Here is a 3036-nt window from a genome sequence, read left to right as displayed (position 1 = left end):
CCTGGTGTGGTTTTCTCTGTTATGGGGGTAGTGGAAGTTGTGAAGCCGAACTTATATTATTCGTTACTTTTATCATGTATAAAAGTGAGATTGCAAAGGGATTAATAGCAATGGCAATCGAGCGAAAAAGGATGTAAAGATGCCTACTCATGTAAGATATTTACCTAGCAAAACCATTGACTAAATCATGGTTTAGGATACTCGACCGGGTCAAATCATCTCGCGCGCCACTATCCTCGAACAAGTTTGAGGAACGGGAAATCCACCAACACGATTGATAACTACATTGTCAAACTGCGTCGAAAACTGGAAAATACCCCGAAATCACCTCGACACCTACTCACCTGTCACGGAGAAGGTTATCGTTGGAAACCTAACTAAAGCTGTAGTTGCCGAACGATTTTGCCAAACCAACGACTCTCATCTGTTGACTCATCTCTTCAGGCCACTGATATAAGTCTGGCGGATCGACGCGAATTTTTGATAGAAGCTCCAGATAGCTTAAGGGTTAAAACGAAACTGTTTTCGATGACCCAAACTCTGTAAGACTTGCTTGATAATGCGCATCGTTTCACCGGACAAGAAGCGACACGTCCTCTTTTTATCTTCAATAGTGGTCCACTCCTGCCCCTGAAGAACTTTCATGAGCTTTGTGTTGGTGCTGAAAACGTCCAATCAATTTTGCAGGCCTATTTTTGACAAGTCGATCGGTACAATACCGAGTTTTTTTGCAGGTGAACCGGGTTTGAAACGAAAGTCACCATTTTCGGGATCGACAAACAGCGGGTCAGCGGAGCGACTGTTGGTATCGATCGCGGTTCGCCTTGCCTTTTTGAGTACTGCGCGGCTCATATTGGGATTTCCGGCGCAATAATAGAGATTGTGATCGGTGTTGGCTTGCTTGGCCCATGCCGCCGGGAGTCTGGGACTGTTGCCCTGGTCGTAGAAAACAGCGTTCTCACCCGGGTGATAGAGGATGTTTCGCTGGATCACAGCCCCAGTCATCGGGCCTTCGCGAAGTTTGAAATAGGCAGGTAATCGCTTTTCACCCTTATGAATCGGTTCGATTAGATCAGCGATGATATTGTTTTCGGCGCGATTGTTTAGCTTCAGTTGAATACCCTGAGAGGTACATCGGTAAATCAGGTTTTCGGAAATTAAAGTATCCCGCTGTCCTCCGTCGGTGCGGATGGCTGATTGCAGCGCGACCGGCGAGACCAAGTGATGGATATAGTTGCGGCGAATGATATTCCCTGATCCTGCGCCCCTGATATAGATACCATTGCCATCGCCCAGTTGTTCCATAGCATGATGGATTTCATTGGCTTCGACGAGATTGTCGTGGGTATGCAAAAACCGTCTAACTTCCTCAAAACTACGTTGATTACGATTCTTACCTACCTCCTGCCAACGAATCGTTCGCACCAGTTCCCGGCTGTTATTATCTCTCTTCGAAAAGAAACTGGTCATCACGCCCGAAACGATGATTCCGGAGTACGGCGTATGGTGAATCAGGTTGTTGACGACTCGATTGTCGCCACTTTGCCAAACGAAAATACCGGGGGAATGTGGGTATATTTCGCCGACGTGATGGATATGGTTATTGCGAATCAAGTTGTGATGGTTGACATCTTTCGTTCCTGGCCCATAACCGCACAGCAGTATTCCGGTGCCGCCGATATGCTCGATATGATTGCTCTGAATTCGATTTTTCTGCGCATGTAGATCCAGCCGAATGGCACTACTGCCACTGTGGGTAAACCGACATTTCTCGATGGTGCAGCTTTCAGCCCCCCTCAAGCGAACCAAGGCGTTGGCTTTGTCATGCATATCCCAATCGTGTTGCAGCCCCTTGTCGTCTTTACCTACCCGCCAGCTTTCGCCGCGAGTGAGTGTGAGTCCACGAAAAATCAGGTTTCGAACAGGGATATCTGTCGGGCCATCTTCGTCTATTGAGCCTTCGATTTTGAGGTATTCCTGAAGCAATGGAGCCGTTATTCCCCTTGGCATGCCTTCTGTTACCGGCCAGAGGTATAGTTTACTTAGTTTGCTATCAAAAACCCATTCTCCGGGTTCATCAAGGAAGTCGATTGCATTCTCCACCCATACGGAATCGGTTCCCGGCAGGTAGTGAAGTTCATTCATTGCGTAGGTCGCGGGAATAGATACCGTCGCTATTTGGGTTTGTTGGTTTACCGATTGAAGGGGCAGTATATTTACCACCCAGGCATGTAGCGGCCGAACAACAATGTCTATACCTTCGAGGTTAGACCAATTTCTGATTGCCCCGACGGGAAAATGGAGATTGGTGCGACTCGATTTGGATCGCTCCTCTTTGGAATCGGGCATGACCGGAATAAAGCCTTTCGAGCGTGCTCTGGGCAATCGCTTTTCGCCATCGTAGAGGGTGAAGAATGAACTGGTTTTCTTCGAGACATCTGTTACCCATATTTTCCCATTGGTGTTTTCCAATTGCTTCCAACCATCAATAGTGACGTCCGAAGAGAATACTGGTTCTTCATTTGGGTAAGCTTCATAGGCAATCGAGAAATCACCTTCCCCCGAATCATCCACTCCGAAGACTATTGTTTCGTGAATGCGATAGTGTCCGCCGCGAATTTGAACATGGATATTCTTTGCCATCCCGCTCTTTTTGAGTTCCCTAACCGCATCCCGCGCTCGAGCCAATGTCGCGAACGGACCGTCATTTTTTTGTTCATCCGGCTCTTTTAGCGTGCCGGACCAATCGTCGGAACCCGTTGTTGAGATATAGAAATCATTCGCCTCTCCGTAAGAGATGATGCCGAAAATACATAAATATAGTAAAGGTGTTTTCATTCTTGTAATCTCGTGTGATTACTCGGGCTAAAATTTCATTTGGGAGGGTAAAGTGTAGTTCAATGGGCGGGCTCTCAAGAAAATTTATTTGTTGGAATTTTTCTTCAGAACCTTCTTTCTGGCATTGGACAAACCGTTTTTACTAGGCGTTGTGGGCAGCGAGGCTTTCCAGCTATCTAGTTTCTCAGATAGTTCCTG

2 protein-coding genes are annotated in these 3036 nt (G+C 47.0%); one reads left to right on the top strand and one right to left on the bottom strand.

The window, feature by feature from the left end; translation table 11 throughout:
* The first annotated feature begins 246 nt into the window (after positions 1-246).
* Positions 247-381: a winged helix-turn-helix domain-containing protein gene (locus tag ACKPQ5_RS08140; RefSeq protein ID WP_407678608.1), complete on the top strand. Its 135-nt coding sequence runs from the start codon at positions 247-249 to the stop codon at positions 379-381.
* A 294-nt stretch (positions 382-675) separates the two neighbouring features.
* Here the strand turns inward: ACKPQ5_RS08140 and ACKPQ5_RS08135 are convergent, their stop codons facing one another.
* Positions 676-2838 carry a right-handed parallel beta-helix repeat-containing protein gene (locus tag ACKPQ5_RS08135; RefSeq protein WP_407678607.1) on the bottom strand — a complete coding sequence of 721 codons (2163 nt, stop codon included), beginning with the start codon at positions 2836-2838 and terminating at the stop codon, positions 676-678.
* Between the last annotated feature and the right edge of the window lie 198 nt (positions 2839-3036).

This window comes from Candidatus Seribacter sulfatis, from assembly GCF_964187635.1.
Taxonomy (GTDB): domain Bacteria; phylum Verrucomicrobiota; class Verrucomicrobiia; order Opitutales; family Seribacteraceae; genus Seribacter; species Seribacter sulfatis.
Note: the sequence above shows the minus strand (reverse complement) of the source record. Positions and strands in the feature narration are given on the sequence as shown.